Source organism: Bradyrhizobium japonicum USDA 6, assembly GCF_000284375.1.
In the GTDB taxonomy this organism is placed as follows: domain Bacteria; phylum Pseudomonadota; class Alphaproteobacteria; order Rhizobiales; family Xanthobacteraceae; genus Bradyrhizobium; species Bradyrhizobium japonicum.
On the sequence record NC_017249.1, the window covers coordinates 3,308,941 to 3,335,623 of the forward strand.

Sequence of the window (26,683 nt, forward strand, 5' to 3'; positions counted from 1 at the left end):
GAGCCGGGGGCCTAGAGGTTACCCTCGACGAGCCTCAAGGGCGTCGGGGAAACTTGGCACTAGCCGCGATGTTCCTGCGCGATGGCTTGCTGGCGCCCGACTCGAACCGGCAATACACTGATTACAGGTCAGCCTCTCTACCACTGAGCTACAAGGGGCTCCAGCCAGGCAGGGGGAGTGCAAGCTGGGGACGTGGCTTGTCGGCCACACGTCCGACTAAACCGAGACGGTTTGTCGGGATTCGGACAGACGAGCCAGCGCCATTTATTCAGCCTGTCAGCCATTGAAGTGGTGTGATCGGCGGATCAGCCCGGCGGTCTCCTCCAAGGGCCGCCGGGCTTTTCCGGTTTGCCAGTGGCCAGGGGCTGACGCCGCTGAGTGAGTGGAGGCAAGTGGCTTGGATAAGGATCTTCATTTCAGGATTGCTGTCATCGCCCTTGGCGCGTTTACGACCGTCTTGGCTATCAGGCTGATATATCCTGTCTGACGTGTTCCTTCGATGGCGGTGCTTGTTCAGCCGCATCGATGGAACCGTGACTCCAAGCTGCATATCCCGCATGCAGCACCACGTCTGCCCCAACCGTGCAGACAATCGGCAGCCGGGAAAAATAGGAACCCCTAGTACTTATGCCGGTTCTTTCCGCCGCATGCCCACCATCCATTTCGACATTCTCAGTGATGCCGACACGATCATCGACGACGAGGGCGTCGAATTGCCGGACACCTGCGTGGCCCCGCAGATGGCTCTGGAATTGCTAGGTCAGGCGATTTTGGATGGATCGCGCCGTGGCACTCCGGGCGTGACCAAAATCGAATTGCGAGATCAGAACGGGCCTTTTCTGCGCGTGTCAGCCGCTGTCGTGATCGAGAAACTGTAGCGAGATCTCGGTGATCGTGCGCCCTTAAACGGACATTCATCAATGAGCGATTTTCTAAGTCATTCTTCAGTCGATATGTCCGTCTTTCCGAGACGGGACGACCTGCTTAGTAGGACTGAGCAAACCTCGCCGGTCAACGACCGTCGATGGACTGATGGCTATCTGTTGCCAGTCGTATTCTTATCCGTCGCCGGCGCGGCCTCGGTTGTGTGGTTCGGCGCCATCGGATGGACCAGTTGGCGCCTGATCAACTGGGTGATTTCATAAGCTGTCCAGCAACGATAAGCCGCGCCGCCGCCCGGCTGCGAGCCCGCGAATTCGTGACCGTTGCAGCCTGGCCACGAACGGCTCGGCTAGGAACGTTCCCCGATTGAACAGGACATCATGGTCCGTGACCTTTTGCTCCTGCTCGCCGTTTCAATCGTGTTGAACGCATTTATCTGGAGCATCTTCGGAAATTCGAAAAAAAAGTCTCAGCATCCGCGAGGTGAAGCATTACTTTCCTTGAATGCCGCTCCGGATTTTTTTCAACCGACGTCTGAGTTCATCCGTATATGAGGACCGAACGCTGACGCGTCCGTCGCCCGGCGCCCACTTCAGCGCAGGCAGGCCAGTCTTAAATCTCCTGCGCGCACTCTCGTGCGCCCAGCACGTTCTGCATAGGGTCAGCAGAGGATGGCTGTCGGGGTAGCTCCGGACCTCTCCTGCGGAGTAGCGGCACTTGCCGCTGTCGCAATTTGGATTGTTGTTTGGATTCTTCACATGGGCCCCGGTCAAGTCGAGATCTGTCTAAAGTGAACGAAGATTGTGACGAGTGCATGCATGGGAAAAGCCTGAGCGCGCCGAAAAGGCGGCTCCAGCGGTAGGGTTGCGAGCGTGCTGGAGCCGCGCAGTCGCGATGTGCAAAGCGCTCTGGGACGAATTGGACTGGCCCGAAGCGTGATTCAAATGCTGTTCGAGCGCCAGCGTTCCTATTGAAGACGTGTCGTGCGGGATACAACATTACGCCCGCCTTAAAGATCGGGAACAACCGGAAATGCGCGCTGATTCAACTGCGCCGAACGGCGTCAGCGTCCGGTTTCACCCCCGGCGATGTGCGAGGCCGTTTCGTTGTGTGGCGCTGAGAAAAGCAAAAACGCCGCCCACTTAATATACCGCGGGCGGCTGCTTCCAGCCCTGGGACGAATCAGCAAAATCCCGGATACCCACTAAGAGATGCGCGGCGAAAAGGTTCAGCCGCACCACGGGGGTGTTTGTGGGGATGGCGGATTTGGAGCGGGGCTGCCCAAGATGGCGGGGCGTCATTCGCGACGGCTCGCGGGCGCATAGCGCGTAGTCTTGGCAGCGCTCTCAATGTTGTGGTTTTCGGCCTCTGCTGGAGTTTCGAATGGCACCGCTACGACTTCGCCGGTCGGTGCAATCATCACGGCAAGGTACGGGAGCCCCAGCTGGGGCGGATTGTAAACAACGAAAGTTATGCCTGACATTTTTGATGTATCTCGCATCCGAGGTAACGGCTGAGCGCCATCTTCCACGCGAAGCGATCTGCCGCTATTGCCCAACCGGCCGTATCCCTAGATCAAGGTGAAGGAACTCTTGCGAAACTTTTCGTCGTGCGGGCGCCTATACAATTCCCCAAAAAAGGGCCTCAGCTCAAATGGGGATGAGCCGAGGCCTATAGGTTGCCCTCGGCGAGCATCGTCGAGGGCGTCGAGAAAACTTGGCAAAAACCACGATGCTCCTGGCTCGGCAGAATCCCCGCGGCGCAAAACGTCAACGGTGCAGGGGGAGCACTAGCTGGACCCCGATCGGCTGATCGCGCGCTGTGTGAAACAAGCCACACGCAGGGGAGATTTAGAACTTGGCTGGGAACGTCTATGTCGCGCCCGGCTTGTGTTATGCGGTGACGGTCTCGGTCCCACGAGACAGAAGCCTGTCCGGAAGCCCCAGCATCATTACGCCCCCGGCCCGATGCTGGGGCCTCCACGGGCAGCATCCCACCAGCGGAGCTTTCCTCCACCTATTAGGACTCGCTTTCCAATGTTGGGAAGCGCACACTGAGACGTCGCCGCAGGGCTAGTGGCATACATCGGTGATGAGAACACCAATTTGCGCTCCCGCCTTCTCAGGAATGGAGTCGCGCCATGCAGCGACGCCGTCTCAAGCAAACAACATCCCTTGAAGACCGCCTTGCCGCAGAGGCAAAACGCCTGCGCGAGGCGGCTGAATCGCTTCCACCAGGTATCGAGCGAGACCACGCGATCCGTAAAGCTCGCCAAGCCGAGACGGGCTCGCATATCAACGATTGGCTCAGATCCCCCGGGTTGCAGCCGCCAAGTGAGTGCTGACAGCGCGCCTAAGGCTGTGGTAAAATCAGTCCCAGGGAAAAGTACGCGCGCCGGGGCGTGCTATGCGGGACTATCAAGCGCAATTGGAAAAGCCGCGGACCGACGCGGCCGAGTGCGAGTTCATCAGCGATCTTGCCACTGATAAAGCCAAACGGGACTTGTTCGATAGGTTGGCCAGCCATCTTACGGTTCTTGCCGATCAGGTCGAAGCAGCCATGCTCGAGCGCAAGGTCCGCGACGGAACTTAAAGTGGCACAATCTACATAGACCCCACTTCTAGTTAGTGCATAATTTTCCCTCAAATACGCGAGGGAGCGCCATGACCGAGCGACTTATTCAAGCGGCTATTGTCGCGGTAGGCACTCTCAACGCAGCGCTCGTCGTCTGGATGATCTTGAGGCTTTGAAGCCGCCCCAGTGGGCTAGAGCCGCCCCAAAAAAACTTCGGAACAGTTGTTCACTTTGGTACTTTGGAACATCGACACGGCCCGCGGTGATTCGATGCTCCAAATGATTTTGATAATGGCAGGGCTTGGTACTGCGCTGATTGCCACCATCGTCATCCTGTTCGAGTGGCGCGCCTTGGTCGGGTACTGGCGCCTCAAGAGGCGGCCGCCCGCAAATATCTCAATCGATGCAAAGTAAAGGCCGCCTCAGTTGGCGGCCTCTTTTCAGGGCGTGTACTCATAGATCCGCGATGTCCGCTTATTCGCCAACAGCGGCGCAGAGTCCGCAAAGGCCAACAGCGGATTCGTTCAGCGTCTCACTTGAACTTCACGACATCGTCTGGGATCCAGAAGTGAATGCACATCGGGCCGAAGCTGCCGGACGCTTGCGATGAAACCTTACGCCGCATTGCCGAGGTGCCCATCTCCTTGGTCTAATGGCTCCTGACGTTCATTCAGGGACTTGCCTTGAACAGTTTCCAGATAGGCGTTCATTTCGTCACGCTGGCGGCGGCGTTCGCGCTCGCCGTGCCGATTGGGTGGGACCGCGAAAAGCGGGCGCGCAGCGCGGGGCTCCGTACTTTTCCGCTGGTCGCGCTGGCTAGTTGCGGCTTCATCCAGGCCAGCGAACACCTCCTGGCGTCCTCGCCCGACGGAATGGCAAAGGTCATCGAAGGCCTAATCACCGGCATTGGCTTCATCGGCGGCGGCGCGATCCTCAAGCAGGGCAATATGGTACAGGGTACCGCTACCGCCGCGAGCCTGTGGGCCACCGGCGCGATCGGAGTCTCGGTCGGGCTCGGCAGCTACGATGTCGCGGTGACGATCGCGTTGTTCACCTTCCTGACGCTCCGGTTGTTAACCCTCGTCAAGGAAGAGGACGACCCTCAGTGACATGTTTAGAGCCAAGCAGCCGCCGCGAGAGCCGCAATAGGCTGTAGGTTCAGCACAGCCCCATTCTCGAGGCTGGCGATATTGAAGCGATCTTGCAGATGTACGCCGATGACGCTGTGACCGAATGCGATTGTGACGGTGTGACCAGGTTGAGCGCGGCGACGGCATCTTCTTTACGCGCTCAGACGGCCGCGACTACTCGTCGCGTCGCATGAAGGAAACGGTTAGCGGGCGCTGCGACGCCATCAATTGGATGACGCTCCTGTTTGCGCAATTCATCGACTAGACGTTCGAGGTACGGCGGCAGAGGCGAGGCTTCGAGAGATAAGTTCTGTTGCAATTGTCACCCACCTCGTCACAGATCGACCGGGCAGTCTGATGATCGATGTGGTCCGATATTCTGCTGGCTGGTTCCATATCGCGACCTTTCGATTAGGCCCCACGATTAACTCAGGTTACAGGGATGCAAAAATGTTTCGCGCGCCTTCGAAGAATGCCGATGGCTTCATTGAATGGAACGAAGACACTGTGCGTCAGGCCGATTGCCATTGTCAGCGCTGATACCTGCAACCCGCCGAGTTAGTGAAACTCTTGGCGCGCGACTCACTCGTCTGTTCCGGGTTAAAACCGGCAATAGTCTGGTTGAGCAGAGAATTCTGCTAAAATTCCAAAAGCCGACTTCAGCGCTTTTTATGAGTACGCGCCCTAGCCGATGTGCAATTTGCCAGTCAGCAGATCTTCACCGGGCGGCATCAGCTTCACGTAAGTGCCGCTCTCGTGCTTCGACAGCCAGCCGCGCTCGATCGCGAGTTTGAGCCCGGCGCCGAACTCGCTGCCACTGCCCTTCAGCTTGAACAAGAAGGGCGCGTTGATCCTCTCGATATATATGCGGCCGTCCCGGACAGCCTCGACGCTCGCTGCGAGCTCGACGAGCTTGCGCGCGGCCGCCTCCGGGTCGCATAGGGTCGTCTTTCGGTGTGCTTCATCGGCGTGTCCCATTGGCCGTATGCACGGCAGTGATGTGTGCGCGGTGCTGGTAGCTCTCCGCCGGCTTCCAGCTGTCGAATGTGGTGCCGCAGACGCAGCGCATTCGTGTGCTGCGGATCTCGCTATCGAGCTTCTCGCCGCGCGCGCGCTTGGCCGCAACCGCGGCCCGCCAGTCGCGATCGCTGCGCCATTCGGCGAAGGCATTATCGGGGATGCTCGGCTGTAGCTCCGACCATGCCGTCTCGAAAGCCTCGCGCGCGGCTTCGAAGGTCGCGGCTACCCTCCTCGAGTGGTCGAATGTTTACAACACCTCCGCATGAACCTGAGCCACGCCACGATCCGTAATACCCAAGCTCCGCGCCGCGGCCAACGAAAGGTCGAGGACACGACCGCGGACGAACGGACCGCGGTCATTGACTATGACGATGACGCTTCGGCTTCCGTGGGTGACGCGCAACTTGGTACCGAAGGGTAGGCGGCGGTGCGCTGCTGTTAGCCGATTACGATCAAACGATGAACCGCTCGCTGTCTTGCCTTTGGAATAAGAATAGTAGGAGGCCGTGCCGGAGAAGACTCGATTCTGAGATTGAGCTCCTGAACGATCTTTCGAGGGCTCTTCCGAAGTCTGAGGTTGCGTTTGCTGTGTGGTCGAAGGTTGCGTTTGCGTTTCGTCCTTCTTTGTCTGGTCGCTTCCTTCAGGAGCTGGCTCAGCGTGAGCTCTTGGAATGATGGACCACCTGTCATCGAAGGTTTGTCCGACAGCAGGAGTTGAGTAGATCGCCATCCAAGCTGGGATTGTTGCAATCGCGATCATTCTACCAAGAACTTGCATGATCGGCCTCACGCACAAATGAAACTGATGGACAATGCGAACTCATCGGCCTGTGTTCCGGCACGCGCATCCACGTGCAGAACAAAGGTGAATGCATACCGATGGTCCGATGAGTGGTTCCAAGAGTGTTTAGACGCAGCGCAGCAGGCAGCTATCGCTGCGACGCATCACGCCGTAGAAGCCGCAAAACCGAAGGCACAAATCATATTCGCCTCCAGCAGCCGCTGCTTGGCTTCTACTCTGGTGGTGCAGTCTTTCGATCTCGAAATTGCTCAAGCGTTCGCTATTGCATTGGCCGCCACGCCACGTCTGGCGAGGTAGAGATCGATCACCTTCTGCGCCTTGTCGACGCTCCAGCATAGCGCCTCGGCGATCTCCGGGGCCGTTGCGCCGGCCTCAGCGGGCAGCGTCGCGGCTGTGCCGCGGTTATCGTGGAAATTGGCCAGCGCGCGGCGTTCTTGCCTTTGGCTTCGGCCTGGAAGGGCCTCACGTTCCTCCTGCTCGACGCCAAGGGCTGAGAGCGATCAACGGCGCGCCAATACATATCCAATCAGGAAGGCGATTCCGAGCGATGCGAGCGGAGCCTCGCGCGTTAGGTCGCTGACGATAGCCTTCCACTGGCCAGGCGGCTTGCCGTCGCCGAGCCCCTCGCGGACATCGTGTGCGACCTCGCGGACCGTTTCGTTGGCGGCAGCGAAAGTTGAGGTTTGGGTTTGGGATGGCGTGTCAGTCATGGCTTCCTCCTCGGGCGACAATGAACCGTGGAGAGCCTGGTTCCTCCAAAACTGACGGGGTCTGCTTTACCGTGTGCGACAAGACGGCATGCTGTTCGTCTCACGCTTTAGGAACGAGGCAATAACGCAACGTATTGTCAGAGGAAGTGGCGGGCGGAGCCTTGCAATGATCAGCGTGTCAAGGAAAGATCTGGAGCTGATAGCACTGCAGGAAATCCGGAGCTTTCCGGGGGGCGAGTTAGTTATCGCGGTCGAAATCGAATGCGACGAAGGTTATCCGAACGACATGAATTGGCGTTTGGACGTTACTGCGGCCGATAACGCCGACATAGATCGCATCGAGTATGCCGCTCGGACGACAACCGCAAGACTAAAACGTCGATACGTTTTCCGGCGGCACTGAAGATCGATCGCGAGAACTTATGGAGCAAGGTTTGCGCAATAGGAGAAGCGACCATGCCAAACCTAAGTCAGGAAGACATTCGTATTCGTGCCTACGAGCTTTGGCGTACTGCGGGCGAGCCAAGCGGCGACATGGAGGCCTTCTGGTTTGAAGCCGAGAAGCAGCTCCTGGTGGAACGGTCGCAACCTGATGAGCTTCCGCCCGGCATGACCGATAATTTGCCGGTATAAGAGCAATCAAGGCGCGTGGCGATTACGCCACGCGCCTTCGAGCAACGAGCCGTCAACGTTTGGCGGGCGGCCCGCTCTTGTTTCCCGGCAGACCTTTGATATTCGATGAGTCCTGTTGCTGGGTCGTGGTGTTCTGACCGACAGTACCTTTAGGAGAGGGGCCGCTTGTGCTACCCGGTGCTCCGGCAATTCCTGTTCCTGAATTTTGAGCGCTTGGTGCCGTCGTCGTAGAATCGGCGCGCCCCGAGCTGCTGCCCGGCATCTGCGCTGCGGAACCTGGTCTGTCCTGTTCACCGACGTAACCCGACGCACCGGAGTTTTGAGTCTTGATGCCTTTATCGGCTTCGTTTTGCATGTTTGGCGAGGTCTGTTGAGCCGCCACGGGCGTCAAGCCAACGGCAACAACGATTGCTGCAAGTGCGATGCGACGCATGAGTTCCTCCTTGGGTTGTTTCCTCAACAACGTGAGAAGGGCTCGCTGGCTCCTAGGTTCTTTTTTGATTCTTTGAAGGCCGATCGTATTCGCGCGCATTGCAAGAAGCTGTTCTTTGACTGATCGCAAGTGCCCGAACTATTTCGGCCTCGGCATTTTGAGCGACGAGTTTTTGTTTTCTTGGTTATGATTGCGCAATGCACCGTTGCTTATTGACCGCTTCAGGAGGACGGTATTCCGCACCGGAGCATGCGTCGGGTGATGTAAGGCGCCTACACGTTGATCTCGCCGGCGGCCCGCACAATCGCCGCGATGGCTGCCTTGGCCGCAGGCGACGAGGTTCTCCCTCGTAAACGCACGATGCCCGTGCTCGACGGCGGCGACAGCCACCCCGCACGACAAGCCGAACGAGAGCGCCGGATTCCAGCTCTTCCCGTACCGCCGCGTCCGTCGCACCCAGAACGGTATCCGTGGTGAGGGCGACTGTCTTGAGCATGCCATAGTTGTCGCACTCGAGCGCAATAGTGGCCTCCTGGCCCTCAGGCAGGCCCAGCAGGGCGGCCAGTTCAACCGTTGAGGGGCTCAGCAGCCTAGGTACCGCAAGCCCGTACGCCCAGACTTCCTGCAGCGTGTGCTCGCCCGCAGCCAGCGGATGGCCTCTCCGCACATACAGATTGGCCGGTTGTCCCCCGATCAGCTGGATGTCCAGCGCAGCATCCCCGGGCATGTCGCGCACATCGGCGGCAAAGAACTCGATGTTCTCGGTACGCAGACTCTCCAGCAACTGCGCCCAGTTGCCGACCTCCATGCGCAGCGCCACCTGCGGGTGCTGACGGCGTAGCGCCACAAGAGCGCGTGGCATCAGGGTGGCCGTCAACAGCGGCCCTACGCCGAAGGCCGTGTCGCCGAGCTGGCCGTCGCGGTAAAGATCCACGTCGCGCTGCAGGCAACGTGCCTCGAACAGCAGCTTGCGCGCCCGCTCGATGACGAATTCGCCGGCCGGGGTGGGGCGGACATCACCAACGTCGCGGTCGAACAGGCGGATTCTCAAGTCGCTCTCGATGGCCTGGATGCTGCGGCTGAAGGCCGGCTGACTCAGGTGGACGGCTTCGGCGGCGCGGGCGAAGTGCAGGGTGTCAGCAAGAGCGACGACGTGCCTCAGTCGGCGCAAATCCATGGTATTGCGCTCCATGCATCAAGATAATGAGAATTATGCATTGGACGCATTGGTGATGATACTTCTAAATCGCCCTCACAATCAAAAATGTGAGCGATAGGAAACACCCAACATGAGCTTGCAAGTGCAATACCTCCTGATCGGCGCCTGCATCCTGGGCTTTGCCGCCATGGAGTTTATCACCCGGCGGTATCAAACCACCGTGCAAGACAACGCGACAGCCAACGACGCCTGGCTTGAAGTGCTGATGTTCGTCAGCCTAATCGCCGTCACCCAGCCGATCGCACTGTTGGGTAGCAACGCGCTGTGTAGCTGGCTCATGCCCGCGCAGCACAACGCCTGGGCCAACCTGCCGTGGTGGGCAATGTTCGGCCTGCTGCTGATCGGCGATGACCTCACGCAGTATCTCTGGCACCGCGCCTCGCACACGCCGCTGCTATGGCCGTTGCACCGCGCGCACCACAGCGCAGCCTACATGAGCGTGCGCATTACCTACCGCAACAACTTCTTCTACTACCTGATGATGCCGGGCCTGTGGATCGGCGGCGTGGCGGTGTATCTTGGTTTCGGCCCGGTCTACGCGGCGTACCTGGTGATCAAGCTGGCGGTCATCCTGGGCGCGCACTGCGCCTGGGCGTGGGACGCGCCGCTGTACCGCATCCGCGCGCTGCATCCGCTGATGTGGGTGCTGGAGCGTACCATCTCCACGCCGGCCACGCACCAGGCGCACCACGCGCTCACCAACGAAGACGGCATCGGCCACTACAAGGGCAACTTCGGCAACCTGCTGTTTTTCTGGGACGTGCTGTTCGGCACCGCGCATATCACACGCAAATATCCGGCCAAGGTCGGCCTGCAGGACGACATCTTGTTTGGCCCGGAGCGCTGGACGACGCAGATGTTCTACCCGCTGGTCCATTCCGAGCGCGAGCATTCGGCGCTGCGCCCCGGCGGCTATGGCTTCACCGAAGCCGACCTAAAGACCGAAGCTAAACAGGAGGCAGCCTGAACGACCGAGCCAGGTTCGACTTGCCCCCGTGGGTAGCGCACTCGAAGCACTGCAGCAGGCGTTCGCGGTGCCTCGGAAGGAGCCGAAATGCGACACCATCTGGTCCGCGAGCGGCCTCTTGACTACGCCGAGGTGACCCGAATGGAAACTATCATGCTTGCGGCTGGGTGGAGCGCCGCGTTGGTATCGGTTGGGAGAAGGCGATGATCGTCTGTTCTTGCAATGTGTTCAGCGACCATCAGGTGCGGTCAGTGGTTGCAAAAGAGGCACGATCGCCCCGTATGAGCGAGGTGTATGCCTGCCTCGGATGCAGCGCCCAGTGCGGCCGCTGCGCTCACGCTATCAAGCGGATCATGGGTGAAGGGCCCAGCTCCGCTCATGCGAATGCAAGCATGCATTGACTTGGAGTTGATAAAGTCACGGTTACGCGCGCCCTCGTTGTTCGCGTGGAGGACACGCGAACAACAGTGAGGAAGGGAACATCATGAACGTGCCTGTCAATTCCCGTTCGATCGACATTCCCACTGAATTTCAGTCCTGCTTTGACAAGCAGCGTGCGGCTTATGTGGCGACGCCGGAGCCATCCTATGCTCAGCGCATGGCTGACTTGAAGGCGCTGGCGCGGCTCCTGAAAGACAACAAGGACGAGTTCGTCGCAGCGATCAACGCCGACTATGGCAACCGGTCTGAATTCGAGACCCTATTTGCCGAATACTTCGTTGTCCTCGAAACAATCGCCGACGCCGCCAAAAATTTGAAGAAGTGGATGAAACCACAGCGCAGACACGTCGACTTCATGACCTATCCGCTCGCGCGCAACCGTGTCATCCCGCAGCCGCTTGGCGTCGTCGGGGTCATCGTTCCCTGGAATTTTCCGCTTAATCTTAGCTTCTGCCCGCTTGCAGCGATTTTGGCCGCCGGCAATCGCGCGATGGTCAAGATGTCGGAAAATTCAAAAGCGCTCGCCCAGGTTCTGATGCGCGTTTCCCTAAAGTATTTTCCGATCGAGAAGCTTGCCTTTTTCGAGGATGGCGGCGGACGAGGACCGGGATTCTCGTCATTGCCCTTCGACCATCTGCTGTTCACGGGATCCGGTGCTACCGGTCGCTCGGTCATGGCCAACGCGGCCCGCAACCTCACCCCTGTCACGCTTGAACTGGGCGGCAAGGCACCTGCGATTGTTGGGCCTGACTTCCCGGTCAAAACAGCGGCGGAGCGCATTCTCTGGGTGAAGATGTTCAATGCCGGTCAGATCTGTACGAATGTCGACTACATGTTTCTGCCCAAAGGAAGTGAGGACGAGTTCGTCCGCCATTGCCGGCGACTGTTTGCCGACCGCTTCCCGGACATCAACGGCCCGGACTACACGTCGATCATCGATGAACGCTCTTTCACACGGCTGCAGGCGACGCTGCGGGATGCCCGTACAAAGGGCGCGGTCCTGGTCAACCTTGCGGAACAGCAGATTCCGGACGCGAAGCGTCGCAAATTTGCACCGCATCTCGTGCTAAATCCGACGGAAGACATGATTGTCATGCAGCGCGAGATCTTTGGTCCGATCTTGCCGATCAAGACGTATGCAGATCGGCAGGAAGTCGCCGACTATATTAATAGTCACGACCGCCCGTTGGCAATCTATCCATTCACTCACAATGCCGAGCTGCGCGACTTCTACATCTCGCGGGTCATGTCGGGTGGCGTATCGGTTAATGAAGCTCTCCTGCACGTCGGCCAGCACGACTTGCCATTCGGTGGGGTCGGGGCGAGCGGCATGGGCCATTACCACGCGCGCGAGGGGTTCAACACCTTTTCAAAATTGCGCCCGGTCTTCTACCAGGGCCCTCTCTCGCCGATCCAAATGCTATTTCAGCCGCCCTACGCGGGCCGCCCAATGAGCATCCTGCAGACGATGATCAAGTGGAAGACGTGATGCGTGAAGTGAGCATTGCGGCCTTGATTCATTCTCGTTCACGCGGAGACCACCATGAAGGGTAAAGTCGTTGTTATCACCGGCGCGTTAGGTGCGCTTGGCAAGGTGGTCGCCGAGGAAGCCCTTTCGCGCGGCGCGCACGTCGCGGGCATCGATCATGCTGCGTCGCAGCTCGCGGCAACAGCCCAGCGGATTGAACTCGGCCGCATCGACTTGACCGACGCGGCACAGGCGAAAAAGGCGATTGATGCCGCCGCCGCTCATTTCGGCGCGATCGACGCGCTGATCAATATTGCCGGCGGATTTACCTTCGAGACTATTGCCGACGGCGATCTCAGCGCCTGGCAGCGTATGTTCACGCTCAATGTCGAGACCGCGCTGAACGCCTCGCGCCCGGCGATCCCGCATCTTCTCAACTCGCGGGCGGCCCGCATCGTCAATATTGGCGCGATGGGCGCACTGCAGGCCGGCTCCGGCATGGGTCCTTATGCGGCGTCGAAGGCGGGCGTGCATAAGCTGACGGAGTCACTTGCCGCCGAGCTGAAAGGCAAGATCACCGTGAATGCGGTGCTGCCCTCGATCATCGATACCACGGCAAATCGCGCCAGCATGCCGGAGGCCGATCCCGCCAAATGGGTCGCGCCGAAGGAACTCGCCGATGTCATCCTTTTCCTGGCAAGCGACGCCGCCAGTGCCGTCACCGGCGCGCTGCTGCCGGTCAACGGACGGGTCTGACGCGCGGTTACGCCGAAGCATGGCAGAAACCGAGTGCTCCGCTTGCCTGGGATTCGTCCGCCAGCATCTAGCCGAACGTGTCCTGCCTCCGTTCCGTGCGTATAAAAAGCCCCTTCAATGCGGGCCAGGGACGTAGGGTTCGCACAGGGCCGGCGGTTTTTGGCTAGGACGTGACCATCCGAACTAGGCTGCTCGCCAGTAAATAGAGATTCCGAAAGAATGGGTTTCGCGGTGTGGCGGACCTAACTCAAACCCCCGACGATTTACGATCCGCCCGCCCCCGCGCTATAGTCAGCCGAGCCCCGTCGTTCCGACAAAGAGAAAATCCAATAAGGGTTCAATGCAGGTCTGACGGCCCGGTTGTCGGAATGGGCATTGAGTTTCCTGGCAAATCATACGCCTCTTAATCAGCGGGTCCCAGGTTCGAGCCCTGGTGCGCCCACCATTTCAATAACTTAGCTAGGTCAACCGTTTGAGACGTCGTTTTTCAAACGGTGATTTTCTCAGATCAAGCTGTCTCGCCGTCTCTTAGTTCGGCAAACGATCTCCTGATGCCTGTTTCTCAGTAGCGGAAGCCGAGCTGCTGCCTGGGACCTCTCAGTGCGGAAATCGCTCAACTGGTTTCAGGGAGCGTGGGGCTTTGGCGCAAGCGTGAGCGCGGCACCGAAAGCAAGACAAACACCAACGCCGATCACGCAAGCGGTCCATCCAAGTGAGTCAAAGAGTCGACCCAGAACGGCGGTCCCGACAAGTCCACCAAAGAAGTAGCAGGCCGCCGGGGTCACGCCGTAGCGGCGCGTCAAGGAAGGGAGGATCGCTTGCGTTGCGAACAGGTCGACAACGGTCAGGAATGCGGTCAGTCCGATCACGAGCGAGCGAAGCACGATACCCGGCGAATGCTCGTGCATCTCCATCGCGGTCGGCTTCATGCGGGCGGGCAAATCGGTCATTGCGCGGCGTCTCCTGGTGTTTGAAATGAGGATGTGACGCCCAGCGTGCGGGGCGGCACGGGGGATCCCGGGTCGTCACATCCAGCAACGAGGGCTGGGACTGGGGGCGCTCGCTACATGTTGTCGTCGTGCGGATCCTTGCGGACGTCGCCGACGTAGAGAATGACTGTCTCCTTGCCGAGGTTCTTCCACCAGTGCGAGGTACCGAAGACCTCGGGACGGAGATCGCCCGCCTTGTGCACGATCGGGTCGATGCAGTTGGAAGCGTATTCGACGATCTCGCCCTGCTGCACGTAGATCAGGGCAGGACGGTCGTCATGGCTGTGCCAGGGCACGATACCGCCGGGCTCGATAGTCAGCTTGCGAAAACGCAGCTCGCGGTCCTTGATGTTGGCGGGCTGCTTTTCGAGGTTGATGGACCCGAGCGTGACGTCGGTGACGCCGACCGGCTTGTAGTCGACCATCTGGCGTGCTGGCCGGGACAGTGCGGTCGAGGCGGTTACGCCGACTGCGAGATTGCGCGAGGCTATCTCGGCGGAACCCACGCTTGGCCGGTTTCTCGATAGGCGGCTTGAGAATAACGGCGTCACCATCGAAGGCATCGCGATACGCGAGGGCCGGCTGCTAGCCGGATTCCGGGGCCCGATGTTGGATGACGGGCGCGCCGCGATACTATCCGTTTCGCTGGCCGCATTATTCGGCAACGGCGATCTCGATGCTAGGCTCCATCAATTGCGCCTCGGCGGCGGGCAAGGCGTGCGCGATCTTGCCGTCTATGAGAGCGGGATACTTATCCTCTCCGGCCCGTCGGCCGATGGGCCGGGCTCATACGCCGTGTACTGGTGGAATGGCGGAAGTCCCACCGTGCGCCAACTTAAGGAGATCTCGTCCGTCATCAACGATGCGGAGTACAAGCCCGAAGCCATCCTGCCTCTCGATAAGGGGGCGTCGGGAATAAGATTGCTCGTGCTGTTCGACGGCGCGAAGGAAGGCAAGCCCGTTGTCGTCGACATACCGGAGCCTTAACGACCCAAACCGTACCTGTAGTGATACCGACATGCACCTCAATCTAGAATGACTTCCACCGGAAAAGACGAAGAACAACATCGCGACGATTGGCGATCGCATTACTTTTTGCCTGGCCGCTCCTATTTCGCCTGTGCTCGCAGACGACCTGAAGACGAACACGTTTGATCGTCATGAACTGACGTCGACGATGCGAAGCTTCGTCAAATCCGGTTCGAGAAGCGCGGCAATGCAGCCGCATCGGCATTTATCGAACGAGCCAGCACACAACTGCGGAGTGCGTAGCGCCGATAAGAATTGTTGCCTTGTGATTGATCTCGCCAAGCTCGCAGGAGTGGTCATGCGATGCTCGCATTGAATTGACGCGTTTCATCTGTGTGCTGCTGTCCGCCGCGATTGTTGGCAAAGCCAGCGCACTTATAATGGCAACCTCGAACCTCGAGCATCTCGCGGAAGGACGGGGAGGGTTGTCGTCCTCGCACTGAGGCGTACTATGGCCTGCTCAGGAGCTGCGCGGAGCAGCTCAAGGCAGACATTGTCGCCGTGCAGGAAGTCGAGAGCGCCGGAGCGCTGGCGCTAGTATTTGGTCCAAAGACCTGGGCCATCGAAATATCTGCCGCTCCGCCGGAAGGCGAAAAGCGCGAATGTGCCGGTCTTCCCAGTCAGTTCATTACCAAACAGCTGACCGGCTTTGCGATCCGAAAATCGGTGGTTTATGTCCGCAATCCAGATGTTACCGACCTGGATATCGGCGCTATCGGCCGGCACCGCTATGACGTGGATATCTCGCTCGACACGGGAGTCCCGCCTCGGCTGCTCTCCGTGCATCTCAAATCCGGCTGCCATTCGGTGCCGGAGACCTCGGCAAGGGAAGACTGCAGGGTTCTCTTTGAGCAGGCGCGGGAAGCTAGCTCAAACTTGCCCAGGTCCCGATTGGTCAAGGGGCTGAGCCCCCTTGCTCAGTTTGGACAACGGGTTGGACCACACTCTGTTTGCCAGTGAAAATGATGCTCTGGATCGTACGCCGGTACGCGCCTCTCCCGAGCCAACCCTGCAGCGCACGATGGGCAATTGATGTGCTCAACGCGGCAAATACCGCGCTGCTGATCGCCTGCTGCTGGCTGCGCAGATGGTCTTCGAGAAGCTTGTGCCGCGTAATATAGCCTCCGTTTACTCCAGGTATGGCATGGTTCATCAGGAGCTTAGCATCGACCTCCGACACGCCGGCCGCCGTTGCAATCGTGCGGAAGGTCTGACGCAGATCGTTGCCCCACTTCGACAGTATTTCCCGGTCCTCTTTTGTTTCTGCCAGATGCCCAGACCCGCTGTCAGCCGGAAAGGTCCACTCTTGTGCTTGCGTAGGATACATCTGCCTGCCGAACCGGATCGCGCGGATGAGGCAAAGGATCATCTGACGCGATAGCGGAATGTCGAAGGCCTTCTTCTTGCCTCCCTTTGGTTTTGGGATGTGCAGCGTGCGGCGCCGAAAATCGATGTGTTCCGGTTTGGCTTCCTGGAGCGCAGTGGGTCGAGAACCGCAAAGGAGAGTGAAGAGGTGGAACTCTCTGCGAATCGGGTTGTCGAGGACGGCGAGCTGCGCAAACCAGCCTTTCAGGTCGGCCGATCCCATCCCGGTGTTGCGGCGCTCCTCGACATTCCAGTCGACCGCATCGGCTGGGTTATCTGATGGCAGCGACCTGTTCGTCTTCCGAGCATGATGGTAGATGGCCCGCAGGGTCCGCATGCTGCCATTGGCCATGTATGGCCCGTTCTCACTTGTGATTTCATCGTGCTTCTTGGCCACCCGAGCTGGGTCGGTTGCGAGCTCATGGAGGGTGGTATCAAGCCATTCCGCAAAAATTCGTTCGACGTGATCGCGGTAACCCTCGATAGTCTTTTCGCTGCGGTTCTTCCGGATCAGATGCGCCTCGAGATATCGTTCCCAGGCCTGCCTGAGAGTGATGTTCGCGACCGTCCCGCGACTTTCCATCGCCGGAGCTGGATTTTTCGGTTCGAGTTGCTTCTCATCCTTCGGATGCCGTCCCCGGCTAATCTGGGCCAGGTACTCCTTGGCAGTGGCACGCGCAGCTCGGGTCGACATCTCGTTGGCGTCACCAATGGAAACTCTAATGGATGAAGCCCGCTTACCGCCGCGCCTGAGGTCACCTTGGACAGTAAAGGTCCTCCGTCGCTTTCCAATGACCACGAAAAACCCTTCAATTCTGTATCTCGTGCGAGGTACCAGCCTTCCTTCGGAGCGGGCAATTGAGCGATTTTCTTGTCGGTGAGAGAAATTCGAATATCGGTCATAGCGAGAGTCCGGGGCCGCCAAAACGGTTTTCAAACGGTGTTGGCGGATTGAGCAGTCGGAAGGGTTGAGTTCGACGGAGCGCGAAACTATGCGAGAAACACCTATAAAAAAGGGCTTCTCGAATCCTCATCGTAGCGCGGCGTGCATTCGGAAACTGCGGAGAAGCGATGTGGTCGAACTCTTAATCAGCGGGTCCCAGGTTCGAGCCCTGGTGCGCCCACCATATCGAAAGCCCTTTTAGCGCAGGGTTTTTCCATTTCAGGCGACAGAGCAGAGCGCGTATCGTGCGACGCTTTGGTGTTCGGACATCGCACCGTGCGTCGACTTGGCGATGTTCGCGACATGTTCTTGCTGGTCCGCATCACCGTCGCGCTCCTCATCTCGCATGGTCGCCAGTATCGTCCATGACTTGTCGCACGCCCGTGACCATCATGTAGACCGAGACTGGCCAGCTCGGGCCGCCACTCCACTGCACCAGCAGCGTCGGAATCAGTGGCGTAAAGCCGCCGACGACAACGCCGCTGACTTCTTTTGCGAAGACGAGACCAGTGTAGCGGATCCGCGAGTCGAACAGCTCCGAGTAGAACGCCGCGATGGATCCGGAGATCGATGCGACGCCGAAAGACAAGCCGACGATGCCTCTGTCGATTTCCGAATTACGGAATTTCAAAGAGGTGGCGCGGGCGGAATATGGAAAGACGTCTTACCTAAAGAACGGCGGACTGTTCTGCGGCGCAACACCCTCGCCGGGCCGCTCGATTGCTGCCGCCGCCGTCAAGCGGGCGATGACACAGCGCGCAGATTGACGGACACGTCTTCATAATCGCGCTTTCGACGACCCGCATGCTGCTCCTTGCCTGCAACTCCTTGATTTGAATCAGTGAGCATCGCGCCGAATTTGGGATGCTCGGCACACGACGGGGATTGGCTGCCTAGAGGATTTCTACGTAGTGGCTTATACTGATTGTGCGGTCGGTGTGTCGCGGCGGTAGGCTAAATTTATCGGAGAGTTGTCTGCATATGCCAGGAAACTAGCGGTTCGAAAGTTAGCACTGCAGGAAGGCGAGTGTATCATGTCCCTTCAGGAGACACCGGTCAGCCGACATGTTCGAAATGCCTCCGGAGGATCGAGGCATGCGCGCAAGGCGAATTCCGAACAGTTCGCTCTGCAGGAAGAAGGTCATCGTCAGATTGCTTCGGAGCTTCACGATTCAACGTGCCAGCATCTGGTGGCGGCGAGCCTCATTCTGGAGGCAGCCCTCTCATGAAACGAATTCTCATTGCTGATGATCATGATGCTGTTCGATCCGGGCTACGGGCTGTCCTCGAGCAGCGGCCGGGTTGGATGATTGTCGCCGAGGCCTCCGACGGAAAATCGGCATTTGAGGCCGCTCTCAAAGAGCGGCCCGATGTTGCGATCGTCGACTTCTTCATGCCGCGCATGACGGGACTGGAAATCACTCGAGGAATAAAAAAACATCTCCGCGAAACTGAGGTGCTGATCTTTACCGCGCACGAATCCGGAGTGCTGGCTCAAGAGGCGCTTCAGGCGGGTGCGCGCGCGTTCCTGGTCAAGTCGGACGCGAACAAGCTGCTGCTGGCTGCCGTTGAAGCGCTAATGGCGCGTAAGCCATTCGTCGGCGGACGATTTTGTGGTCAGTCGGGTCGAGAAGACGAAGCTGGCGAGGGGCATGCAAAGCTGTCTCCGCGAGAGCGGCTCGTTGTCAAACTCGTGGCCGAGGGGTACAGCAACAAGGGTATCAGCGCGATGCTGAGCTCAAGCGTGAAAACCACGGAAACGCATCGGGCGTCGGCCATGGGAAAACTGGGGGTCAATTCGATAGCTGGACTGGTCCGCTACGCGATCAGAGCTAAATTGATTGAAGAGTGAACGAAATCAGCGGCTGCCGGCGCGCCGCGCTTCGCAACCGATCGCGGCGGTGAAGCAGAGCTGATCGCTGCGGAAGCGCAGCTCTGTTCTTTCCCGTCCGCAAAGGGATCGCGGACGGTCACCTCCACCGCCACCCGCAATGGCGGCGACCGCGATGCCACCAGCAAACCCAACGGAGCCTGCGCGGTCGCGGCCGCCCCCAACCGGGGCCATCCGCTCCCTGCTCCGGGGTTCGGGACAAGCCGCTATCCCGCTCCGCGCGGGCCGAGTGTCAGGTTCGTAACTCCCGCCGCAAGGTTCAATCCGATCGATCGCTCGATCGACAGAGGCTGGAGCGCAATCGTCCGGCGAGAGCCTCCGATCAGAACGTTCGCTCCGAGACCAGGGCCGAACGCGACATTGCCGCTCGCCCCCACGTAGCTCCCGCGCAGCGTGCCGGGGCCGACGCGCGAGTTCCTGGCGAAGACCGCCCATGAGAGGGTTCCTGCGCTGGTCACGCCGATGTCGAGACCAACGCGCCTGATCCGTCCGTCGTAGACGTACTGCCGGGTCGAGCGTCTCGTGACGAATACGCAACGAAGCTCCTGCGCGGAGCCGAGCACCAGCCCAACGCGCGGAGTGCTGGTGCACACGAGCCGGCCGACCCTGAACGCCTCGGCGCGTGCGGGGAGGGCGTCGACGCACATCAAGGCGGATCCGCAGATGATTACAAGAAGCAGGTTAATGCGCATTCAGACCTCCGTTTGACTTCCGGTGTTGGTGGGCGAACTCCCTGGGCTGCGATCCTGGCGAAGCCAGAACGTGATGCCGAGGCCGATCAGCAGGACGGCGCCCAACAGGAAGAAGATGATGGATTGCTGTAACCAGGATATCGCCGGAACCGTGACGCCCATCGCAAGGCCGAGGAAGGCAATTTGCGGCGACAGAAGACTGACGCCGGCGAGGAAGGTGCCGAGCGCAAGTAACGTGAGAAGGACAAGGCTGGTCGCCGGCGTCGGCAACAATTGCTGAACGCCTGACACCAGCATGATGTTCATCGTGACCAGGACGGCAACCCAGTGCAGCGCCTGGGTCCAGATCAGTTGCCACCGGGCCTCCTTGCCATCGACCTCCGGCCATCTGTTGATGACGCACACAACGCCGATGGCCAGCGCGAGAAATTCCCAATAGCCAACGAGAGGCTGGTGAGAGGCGTTGGTATAGGCGACGCCCGCGACGGCGAGCACCAGTGCAATGATGTAGGGAAGTTGCTGCCACAGAAAACGTGTCATCCGCGCGTGCGCCGGGGATGGCTCCATTCCATTGTTCCGTTCGGCTCGAATCTCGCTCATGGCGCTCCCATTTGCGATGGTCCCTTGTTGGACATGCGCCCGCTGTTATCGCCGAGGTAATCCTCGACGTAGAATCTAATGATCGCGACCCGGCCGACCGCGACCAGCGGCATGGCGAGTGCGATACCCATCACGCCCAGCATTGCGCCCAACAGCACGATCGCGACCAATGTCCATGCGGGAGGAATCTCGACCGCCTGGCGCTGGATCAACGGGCCGATCACATAGCCCTCGATCGATTGAATGATTGTGTAGATGACGACGGCCCAGATCAGCAGCGATGCGCCGAGCGGCATCGCGACGAGCGCGATCGGGATCGCGGCAAGGATCGGCCCCAGATACGGAACGAAGTTGGAAAGGCCCGCCTGGAGCCCAAGCACGAAGGGACCGGGAAGCCCGATCAGATAGAGCGCGACCCACACGCACAGTGTCATCAGGATGATGCGGATCAGCTGTCCGACGAACCACAGCCGCAGGACGTTTCCCATCTCGTTCATTACGGAGCGGGTTCGGGCGCGATAGGAAGGCTTCGTCAGCATCACGAGACTCTCGCGATGGCTGGTGGGATCAAAGGCGAAGAGGATACCGAGGAACGCGATCACCAGCACACCGGTCAGGAAGCTCGACGCTCTGCCAAGGACGAGTTGGGCGTGGCTGAAGAACCGGCCTTGATCGGACAGCAGCCATTGCGCAAAATCGCGCCCCGATTCCGGACCAAGCAGATCGACGCCGTAGGTCAGAAGGCGTTGCTGCAAGATGTCGAATTGGACGTCCATGACCTCTAGCAGGATGCGTGTTTGCTGCGGCAGCTTGCCGCCTCCCCAAGCGAGGCCTAGTCCGACCATGGTGCTGAATAGCAGCAGCACGAATGTCAGCCGCCAGACTCGATTGAGTGGAATTATTAGCGCCAGTGCGCGTGCGGCGGCATCCAGAAAGGCAGCAAACAGCACGCCTGCGAAGATGATGAGAAGACTCGAGGCCGTTTGCCATACGAGGAAGAGAGCAACGCAAATGGCGAGCAGGGCGAGACCCGTTGCGAGAAAGCCGCGCCGCCTGTCGGTCATGCCCTGGTCTGGAGGCTCGCGGACCACGACCTCGCGCGGTTGCTCTTGTCCTGTCCTCACGTCGCTCATCGATCGCGTGTCTCGGCGGCGGATTGCAATGACGAACTGTCGCGCCGGGGCTCAGGTGCGAACACGGCGGCTGCCGTAATGGGGATGCGAGCCGCCGCGATGACGCCAGTAGCGATGCTTGGTGGGGTTCGTATTCGTATTTGGCGTGGCGGTGCTTGGGGCAGGTGTCGTGACCTGCTTTGGCACGGATGCGGCCGGATCGGTCGTCTGCGCCTGGGAACTGGTCGACTGCGCGGTTGCAATCGATCCGGCAAGGATCAAGGCACCGCAAAAGGTCCGGACATTCATGTTTGTCTCCAACTGACCCATAACACTTCAGATCGAGATTGCGCCGACGGCCAACGCATAGACGCGGACGCGTGCGGCGAGCCCTCAACCCCGGAGATGAGGTGGGCGGAAGGGTCGAATTTGAACGGGGTAGACCGGCCACCCCCGGTTACGAGAGTAGAGGCAGCTTCTCGGTCGGCGCATCAGGGATTCTATGTAGAGGGCGAGGCAGGAAATCGGTCGACCGCCTCTAATGAGGACTTGTCGATCCGGGCGTAGCGGCGGGGACGACCAACACGAAGCTCGCGAAACAACTCGCCCGCCTTAGCGAGTTCAGTCGCGATATGCCTGGCGTGCAGAACGGCGGCGTCCTGGTCGGCGCACTCGCATCCAATTCCGTCCGGACAAAGGCCGTACTTGTCGACGATGTGAAAGAAGTAGCGCACGCGAACGGATCAGGCCGGTGCGTGACCAGCTTCCAGTGACAAAGGTGTAAGAGTCCAGGCGAAAAGGACGAGAAGCCTGGGGCAACCCAAGGTTACCTTTCGGCAAGTCGCTCTGGCGGATACGGGTATCCCGAGATAGGGTGATATATCTTCCGGCGCCCGGGTGATCATCCGATGTCCCCGCAGGGGCCGGACCGCTAGCTTGGCTTGTTCATGCGAACCAATCCGAGGAGGCAAGCGATGTCGAATTATGATCCGAATTTGACTGCCTCAGGCACTGGTGGCGGCGCGCTTGCGATCGATCCCGGATTGCGCGCCTACATGCTGCGCATCTACAATTATATGGCCGCGGGCGTGGGCCTGACTGCAATTGTCGCGTGGCTGACGTATCAGCTCATGGGTCCCGCATTGCTAGAGAGCCCGTTGATGTGGGTTCTCATCCTGGCGCCACTCGGGCTGGTGTTCTTCATCGGGGCGCGCATCAATACGCTGTCGGTGGAAACGGCGCGCATTCTGTTCTTTGTCTATGCCGCGCTGGTCGGTGTCTCGCTCTCGACGCTGCTGCACATCTACACCAGCGCCTCGATCACGCGCGTGTTCTTCATCGCCGCCGCGATGTTCGGGGCACTCAGCGTCTTCGGCTACACCACGAGGCGCGACCTGTCCGCGGTCGGCAGCTTCCTGTTCATGGGCCTGATCGGCATCATCGTCGCAAGCCTGGTCAATATTTTCCTGAGGTCGACGGGGCTCGATTGGTTGATCTCGATCGTCGGCGTCGGCGTCTTTGCGGGACTCACGGCCTATGATACGCAGCGGATCAAGGCGATGTACGAGAGCAGGGACGATGCGACGACGGCAGGCCGCAAGTCGGTGATCGCGGCACTGTCGCTCTACCTCAACTTCCTCAATCTGTTCATGATGCTGCTGCGCCTGCTCGGCGGCAGGCGGTAGGCGGCTTCAGGCCGCCGGCCGCTCCGCCGCGCTGGCGAGCGCATCGCGCAGGATCTTTTCCTTGGTCTCGTCCAGGGACGTTTTCAATACGACTCCGCCGGCATCCTTGATTTCGTTCAACACCTTATCTGCCGTCATGTTCTTGATCAGGACGAAGAGCGCGGCGTTGCCTGTGTGGAGCGAAGCGGACAGCTCCTTCATGAAGGAATCGTTGAGGGAGCAGGGGAACCCCTCGGCCCGATCTGCGCGATCCGGCGGTTCTGAGTCTTCAATTTGCTGCGAACATCGACGCGGCGAGCAGCAGCGACACCAGGAGCAGGGAGATGCCCGCGGCGGACCATTGACGGAGAACTTCGTCGCTTCTTTCGATGAGGCTGCCGAATCCAAGACAGCCGCGCCGGAGCGGACCGACCACTCTCATGAGCGCTTTCCAGGCCGCGGATGAGCCCAGCGGGTGTGGCCACGGGCTGAGCAGGATGGCGAGCGCTGCCCCTCCCAGCACCGGCAGGAGCAATTTGGATAGTGCGTCGATGCCGAACAGCTTCGATGTCGCATCATACGGGACCGGCAAATACGAATCCCAGGGTAGCAAGCCAAGGAACAAAGAACAGAGAGCCAAGGCAAGTGCCGCGAGGTCGCGGCTGAGCGGTGCTGGGCCGACGAGGGCAATCGGCTGGTCCGATGGCGCGAGCGCATGGGACAGGACCAGCACGACATAGGCGGTGGTGAACATTCCGCCGGCCTGGAGCACGACGGCCCACCACCACTGCCCCGTTCTCGCCGCGTCCTGGAGCAATAACTCCTTCGCGAGTGACGCTCCGCTCGGTTGAACACCCATCAGGGCGATGCCGCCAATTGCGAACGCCAGGACGCTCAAGGGCAGGGCGCGCGCGACACCGCGCAGCCCGGTGATGCGATCGTGGCCGAGCCCGGTGTAGATTGATCCGACGGCCATGAACATCGCCGCCTTGGCAGTCGCATGGGAAACTGCCTGCAACAGGCCGCCCGCCAGGGCCTGGTCACTTTCGAGCTTCCCGGATGCGCCGAACGCAAGAGGAAACATCAGGAAGAGATATCCGATCTGAGCCAGCGTCGAATACGCGATCAGAAGCTTGAGGCGCTCTTGCCGGAGAGCGACAACGCTTCCGAACAAGATCGCTCCGGCTCCCAACGCCGCGAGCAATTGTGCGGCAGCCAAGCCGGGCAAGCCCGGCATGACGTCGAACCAGAGCCGAACAAGGATGAAGAACGATCCCTTCACGACCAAGGCGGACAGGATCGCGCTAGCTGCGGCCGGTGCGCCAGCGTGAGCGGGTGGCAGCCAGAGGTGCAACGGAAAGAGTGCAGTTTTTGCGAGGAGACCGGTTGTCATCAAGGCTGCCGCGATGAGCACGCCGGAGTCCGCGCTCACGCGATGCGATAACAACTCGATATCAAGGGTGCCGTAGAGACCATAGAGCAGCGCGGTGCCCATCAGGTAGAGGACCGAGCCGAGCAGTGCGAAGAGCAGATACCGCAATGCAGCCCGAAGCGTCTCCGCGCGACCGTCGAGAGAGACCAGAGGCACCGCGGCGAACGTCAGCAATTCCAGCGCGACATACAGCGTGAAGAGGTCTCCCGCGACGAAGATCGTGTTCAGCGCGCCCCAGATTGCCAGAAGCAGGATCCAGAATGCGAAAGGTGCGCGCGCTTCGACAGATTGGGGACGAAAATCGGTTGCGGCAAAAATGGCGACCGCGCAGATCACGACCGCCGTCGTCGCGAGCATGACCGCCGACAATCCGTCCGCGCGGAGGGCTACGCCGAGCGGGGGTGGCCAGGCGCCGAGCAGGTAGACGAGCTGGCCGTCGCTCCGAGGCAAGAGCACGAGAACGGCGAGAGCAATCGCCAACCCGATCAGCACGACCGTGGAGGCAACCTGCCGGACGTAGCGCTGGCCGAGAGCGAACGCCAGCAAGACGCCCGCGACCGGCACGACGATCGACAGCACCAGCAGGAAGCCGCCGGCGGTGGTCACCAGCGCGGGGGCGGGGGCAGCATCAGTGACCGGACGGATCGGAGCGCGGGCTCGCCGCCGCCCGACTGTTGAGCGTCGTGGAGCCTGCGATTTGAAACAGCCGCAGCAACAAGGCGATCGCCAGAGCCGTTGCGGAAAACGCGACCACGACTCCTGTGATCACCAGGGCCTGCGGCACCGGGTCGTTGCCAAAGCCCGCTGCGGCGCCTCGCCGCCCGACGATGCCGAACAGAAGAAATACGCCGCTGCCGAGCAGATTGAATGCGATGATCTTGCGAAGCGGTTGCGGATTGGCAATCAGGCCGTAGAGCCCGAGTCCGACCGCCGCGGCGGCGCATAGTCCGAACACCGTCACGGCGCTCATCGCTCAGCACTCCTTTCAGGTGCACCGGCGAGCAGCAGGCCGAGCGTCGTCGCGATCGTCAGGAGCATCGCGACCTCAATGCTCAGAATTAGCGGCTTGGCGAACGCAACGGGATAGGCAAGGAACGCCGACCCAAAACAGAGCCCGCCAAGGCCGACGGCAAGGAATAGGCCGGGGCCGGCCACCAGGATGAGACGTAGCCATCGACTGCGCACGGGCGGGGTATCCACCAGCCCGGCCATGATCACCAGCAGCCACATCGATGCGAGAACCGCGCCGCCCTGAAATGCTCCGCCGGGGTGATCAGCGCCCGTCCACAGCATGTAACTGCCGACGACGATGCCGGCGGGTGGCAACAGGCGCGCAAGAAAGGCGAGAACACCATTTGGATCAGCCTGGTGGCGTGGTCCGGGACGACCGCCCCAGGCCTGGTCCGACGCAAGCGACCAGACACCGACGATGGCGAGGAGGAGCACGACCTTCTCGAGCATGGTGTCCATTCCGCGGAATGCCATGAGCACGTTGGTGACGGGGTTGGTCATTCCGGTCGCCCCGGCATTCGCGACGACGGAGGGCGCGAGCGTTGGCGCCGGATCGGGCAGCAGCAGGATCGTGACGGCCAGCGCTGCCGCGATCGACGCGGACAGTATGGCCGCGCTCAAGCGCACGATCAGGCTGGGCCGTTCCGTTGTCATCGCCTCGGTATCGCGCAGCCGAGCCGCCGCACCCAACAGCACGACGCCGCCCAGGCCTCCGCCAATTGCAGCCTCGGTCAGTGCGACATCGACGGCGTCAAGACGGACCCAGATCAGCGCAACCAGCAGTCCGTAGGCGATGAAACCGACCGCGGCCGAATAGGTGTCGGGGACGGCGATCGTCCAGATGGCGAGGCCCAGCACCACGGCGGCGAGCGCGATCTCGAACACTGTTGCGATGTTCATTTGCCTGACCCGCTCTGACG

Annotated in this window: 26 protein-coding genes and 5 pseudogenes; 14 read left to right on the forward strand and 17 right to left on the reverse strand. The window is 60.2% G+C overall.

What is annotated here, in order from left to right; genetic code table 11:
• The first annotated feature begins 509 nt into the window (after positions 1-509).
• The 4 genes from BJ6T_RS45645 to BJ6T_RS15550 all read left to right on the forward strand — a co-directional run bounded on the left by BJ6T_RS45645 (position 510) and on the right by BJ6T_RS15550 (position 4,565).
• Complete coding sequence (locus tag BJ6T_RS45645; protein WP_144037999.1) at positions 510-878, forward strand: DUF6894 family protein; 369 nt, start codon at positions 510-512, stop codon at positions 876-878.
• A 2,144-nt stretch (positions 879-3,022) separates the two neighbouring features.
• Positions 3,023-3,226: a hypothetical protein gene (locus tag BJ6T_RS48360; RefSeq protein WP_014493371.1), complete on the forward strand. Its 204-nt coding sequence runs from the start codon at positions 3,023-3,025 to the stop codon at positions 3,224-3,226.
• Positions 3,227-3,288: 62 nt separating this feature from the next.
• Entirely contained in the window at positions 3,289-3,474 is a 186-nt protein-coding gene (locus tag BJ6T_RS15545; protein ID WP_014493372.1) for a hypothetical protein, read from the forward strand.
• A gap of 665 nt (positions 3,475-4,139) precedes the next feature.
• The gene (locus BJ6T_RS15550) at positions 4,140-4,565 is read left to right on the forward strand and encodes an MgtC/SapB family protein (RefSeq protein WP_014493373.1); all 426 of its coding nucleotides are present in this window, start codon (positions 4,140-4,142) and stop codon (positions 4,563-4,565) included.
• A gap of 705 nt (positions 4,566-5,270) precedes the next feature.
• On the opposite strand, the gene BJ6T_RS15555 is transcribed toward BJ6T_RS15550, so the two are convergent.
• The 3 genes and pseudogenes from BJ6T_RS15555 to BJ6T_RS15565 form a co-directional block, all read right to left on the reverse strand.
• A complete protein-coding gene (locus BJ6T_RS15555; RefSeq protein WP_014493374.1) occupies positions 5,271-5,564 on the reverse strand; it encodes a hypothetical protein in 294 nt (97 codons plus the stop codon).
• 289 nt (positions 5,565-5,853) lie between these two features.
• A pseudogene (locus BJ6T_RS48365) lies at positions 5,854-6,132 on the reverse strand (septal ring lytic transglycosylase RlpA family protein); the annotation flags it as partial.
• 776 nt (positions 6,133-6,908) lie between these two features.
• Positions 6,909-7,118 carry a hypothetical protein gene (locus tag BJ6T_RS15565; protein ID WP_014493375.1) on the reverse strand — a complete coding sequence of 70 codons (210 nt, stop codon included), beginning with the start codon at positions 7,116-7,118 and terminating at the stop codon, positions 6,909-6,911.
• 166 nt (positions 7,119-7,284) lie between these two features.
• Between BJ6T_RS15565 and BJ6T_RS15570 the strand changes: the two genes are divergently transcribed.
• Positions 7,285-7,521 (forward strand): hypothetical protein, encoded by a 237-nt coding sequence (locus tag BJ6T_RS15570; RefSeq protein ID WP_043900199.1) that lies wholly within the window; start codon positions 7,285-7,287, stop codon positions 7,519-7,521.
• A 53-nt stretch (positions 7,522-7,574) separates the two neighbouring features.
• A complete protein-coding gene (locus BJ6T_RS43575; protein ID WP_014493377.1) occupies positions 7,575-7,751 on the forward strand; it encodes a DUF2934 domain-containing protein in 177 nt (58 codons plus the stop codon).
• 52 nt (positions 7,752-7,803) lie between these two features.
• Here BJ6T_RS43575 and BJ6T_RS49650 read toward each other — a convergent pair whose 3' ends face one another.
• The gene (locus BJ6T_RS49650) at positions 7,804-8,184 is read right to left on the reverse strand and encodes a hypothetical protein (RefSeq protein WP_014493378.1); all 381 of its coding nucleotides are present in this window, start codon (positions 8,182-8,184) and stop codon (positions 7,804-7,806) included.
• A gap of 184 nt (positions 8,185-8,368) precedes the next feature.
• On the reverse strand, positions 8,369-9,361 hold the full coding sequence (locus tag BJ6T_RS15575) for a LysR family transcriptional regulator (protein WP_014493379.1): 993 nt from the start codon (positions 9,359-9,361) through the stop codon (positions 8,369-8,371).
• 112 nt (positions 9,362-9,473) lie between these two features.
• Here BJ6T_RS15575 and BJ6T_RS15580 point away from each other — a divergent pair, with 112 nt between their 5' ends.
• The 4 genes from BJ6T_RS15580 to fabG all read left to right on the forward strand — a co-directional run bounded on the left by BJ6T_RS15580 (position 9,474) and on the right by fabG (position 13,035).
• Positions 9,474-10,370 (forward strand): sterol desaturase family protein, encoded by an 897-nt coding sequence (locus BJ6T_RS15580; protein ID WP_014493380.1) that lies wholly within the window; start codon positions 9,474-9,476, stop codon positions 10,368-10,370.
• A 203-nt stretch (positions 10,371-10,573) separates the two neighbouring features.
• Positions 10,574-10,771 (forward strand): (2Fe-2S)-binding protein, encoded by a 198-nt coding sequence (locus BJ6T_RS43585; RefSeq protein ID WP_080593946.1) that lies wholly within the window; start codon positions 10,574-10,576, stop codon positions 10,769-10,771.
• Positions 10,772-10,854: 83 nt separating this feature from the next.
• Entirely contained in the window at positions 10,855-12,300 is a 1,446-nt protein-coding gene (locus BJ6T_RS15585; RefSeq protein ID WP_014493381.1) for a coniferyl aldehyde dehydrogenase, read from the forward strand.
• A 54-nt stretch (positions 12,301-12,354) separates the two neighbouring features.
• Positions 12,355-13,035 carry a 3-oxoacyl-ACP reductase FabG gene (fabG, locus tag BJ6T_RS15590; RefSeq protein ID WP_014493382.1) on the forward strand — a complete coding sequence of 227 codons (681 nt, stop codon included), beginning with the start codon at positions 12,355-12,357 and terminating at the stop codon, positions 13,033-13,035.
• Between the two features lie 722 nt (positions 13,036-13,757).
• Here fabG and BJ6T_RS48375 read toward each other — a convergent pair.
• A pseudogene (locus BJ6T_RS48375) lies at positions 13,758-13,985 on the reverse strand (MFS transporter); the annotation flags it as partial.
• A gap of 113 nt (positions 13,986-14,098) precedes the next feature.
• Positions 14,099-14,458: pseudogene (locus tag BJ6T_RS15600) on the reverse strand (cupin domain-containing protein); the annotation flags it as partial.
• On the opposite strand from BJ6T_RS15600, the gene BJ6T_RS42585 reads away from it, so the two are divergent.
• On the forward strand, positions 14,448-15,011 hold the full coding sequence (locus tag BJ6T_RS42585) for a DUF3616 domain-containing protein (protein ID WP_080593947.1): 564 nt from the start codon (positions 14,448-14,450) through the stop codon (positions 15,009-15,011). The pseudogene BJ6T_RS15600 and the gene BJ6T_RS42585 sit on opposite strands and share 11 nt — an antisense overlap.
• 937 nt (positions 15,012-15,948) lie before the next feature.
• Here BJ6T_RS42585 and BJ6T_RS15615 read toward each other — a convergent pair.
• A pseudogene (locus BJ6T_RS15615) lies at positions 15,949-17,321 on the reverse strand (tyrosine-type recombinase/integrase).
• A 594-nt stretch (positions 17,322-17,915) separates the two neighbouring features.
• On the opposite strand from BJ6T_RS15615, the gene BJ6T_RS15625 reads away from it, so the two are divergent.
• Both BJ6T_RS15625 and BJ6T_RS15630 read left to right on the forward strand, forming a co-directional pair.
• Positions 17,916-18,128 (forward strand): hypothetical protein, encoded by a 213-nt coding sequence (locus BJ6T_RS15625; RefSeq protein WP_014493389.1) that lies wholly within the window; start codon positions 17,916-17,918, stop codon positions 18,126-18,128.
• A 458-nt stretch (positions 18,129-18,586) separates the two neighbouring features.
• Positions 18,587-19,213, forward strand: a complete 627-nt coding sequence (locus tag BJ6T_RS15630; protein ID WP_028170032.1) for a response regulator — start codon at positions 18,587-18,589, stop codon at positions 19,211-19,213.
• A gap of 245 nt (positions 19,214-19,458) precedes the next feature.
• Here the strand turns inward: BJ6T_RS15630 and BJ6T_RS15635 are convergent, their stop codons facing one another.
• The 5 genes from BJ6T_RS15635 to BJ6T_RS49655 form a co-directional block, all read right to left on the reverse strand.
• Positions 19,459-19,899, reverse strand: coding sequence for a DUF992 domain-containing protein (locus tag BJ6T_RS15635; RefSeq protein ID WP_225894849.1), 441 nt, complete (start codon positions 19,897-19,899; stop codon positions 19,459-19,461).
• A gap of 45 nt (positions 19,900-19,944) precedes the next feature.
• The gene (locus BJ6T_RS15640) at positions 19,945-20,544 is read right to left on the reverse strand and encodes a hypothetical protein (RefSeq protein ID WP_014493392.1); all 600 of its coding nucleotides are present in this window, start codon (positions 20,542-20,544) and stop codon (positions 19,945-19,947) included.
• A complete protein-coding gene (locus BJ6T_RS15645; RefSeq protein WP_014493393.1) occupies positions 20,541-21,677 on the reverse strand; it encodes an AI-2E family transporter in 1,137 nt (378 codons plus the stop codon). Before BJ6T_RS15645 ends, BJ6T_RS15640 begins: the two co-directional genes overlap by 4 nt.
• A gap of 51 nt (positions 21,678-21,728) precedes the next feature.
• Positions 21,729-21,965 (reverse strand): hypothetical protein, encoded by a 237-nt coding sequence (locus BJ6T_RS43590; protein WP_080593872.1) that lies wholly within the window; start codon positions 21,963-21,965, stop codon positions 21,729-21,731.
• Positions 21,966-22,156: 191 nt separating this feature from the next.
• The gene (locus BJ6T_RS49655) at positions 22,157-22,390 is read right to left on the reverse strand and encodes a DUF6894 family protein (RefSeq protein WP_014493395.1); all 234 of its coding nucleotides are present in this window, start codon (positions 22,388-22,390) and stop codon (positions 22,157-22,159) included.
• Positions 22,391-22,630: 240 nt separating this feature from the next.
• Here BJ6T_RS49655 and BJ6T_RS15655 point away from each other — a divergent pair, with 240 nt between their 5' ends.
• Entirely contained in the window at positions 22,631-23,341 is a 711-nt protein-coding gene (locus BJ6T_RS15655; protein WP_014493396.1) for a Bax inhibitor-1/YccA family protein, read from the forward strand.
• 6 nt (positions 23,342-23,347) lie between these two features.
• Here BJ6T_RS15655 and BJ6T_RS45660 read toward each other — a convergent pair.
• From BJ6T_RS45660 to BJ6T_RS15675, 4 genes and pseudogenes are all read right to left on the reverse strand, one after another.
• Positions 23,348-23,557 (reverse strand): annotated as a pseudogene (locus BJ6T_RS45660) (DUF1269 domain-containing protein); the annotation flags it as partial.
• Positions 23,558-23,609: 52 nt separating this feature from the next.
• Entirely contained in the window at positions 23,610-25,331 is a 1,722-nt protein-coding gene (locus tag BJ6T_RS15665) for a complex I subunit 5 family protein (RefSeq protein WP_240537972.1), read from the reverse strand.
• Positions 25,332-25,380: 49 nt separating this feature from the next.
• The gene (locus BJ6T_RS15670; RefSeq protein WP_014493399.1) at positions 25,381-25,722 is read right to left on the reverse strand and encodes an NADH-quinone oxidoreductase subunit K; all 342 of its coding nucleotides are present in this window, start codon (positions 25,720-25,722) and stop codon (positions 25,381-25,383) included.
• Entirely contained in the window at positions 25,719-26,648 is a 930-nt protein-coding gene (locus BJ6T_RS15675; protein WP_240537973.1) for an MnhB domain-containing protein, read from the reverse strand. The genes BJ6T_RS15670 and BJ6T_RS15675 overlap by 4 nt, the downstream gene beginning before the upstream one ends.
• Between the last annotated feature and the right edge of the window lie 35 nt (positions 26,649-26,683).